This is a genomic window from Tannerella forsythia (assembly GCF_003860135.1).
Lineage (GTDB): Bacteria > Bacteroidota > Bacteroidia > Bacteroidales > Tannerellaceae > Tannerella > Tannerella forsythia_A.
Genome location: NZ_RQYN01000185.1, coordinates 1 through 304, shown reverse-complemented (window position 1 = coordinate 304; position 304 = coordinate 1). Strand labels below are relative to the sequence as shown.

Genomic DNA, 304 nt, shown 5'->3' with positions numbered 1-304 from the left:
CAGGGTTGACGCATTAAAATTGTATTGTGATTAGTTGTTGTGGCTTCATTCGAGCCAGTTTCTTTTGGATACGAGGGATTGAGGACTTCATATTGGTCTTCAGTCGCTCTATAATGAGTAAATTGATCTTTTGAATGATATCCATAATCTGCGCCACATTCTTCGTTCTCTTGTGAGAGGCATCGTGTCCGAAATAGACATCCAAACAGTGATGCAACTTGTTCTCTATCGCCCAATGCCCACGAATAGCCTGTTTCAATGAAGAAAGATCTGTTAATGACGAAATGTAGTAGGCCACTTCTTC

The 304-nt window shown here is 40.8% G+C and carries 1 protein-coding gene; it reads right to left on the bottom strand.

What is annotated here, in order from left to right:
* Positions 1-13 precede the first annotated feature (13 nt).
* On the bottom strand, positions 14-304 hold a 291-nt coding region (locus EII41_RS13880), incomplete at its 5' end, for a transposase (protein ID WP_148091782.1).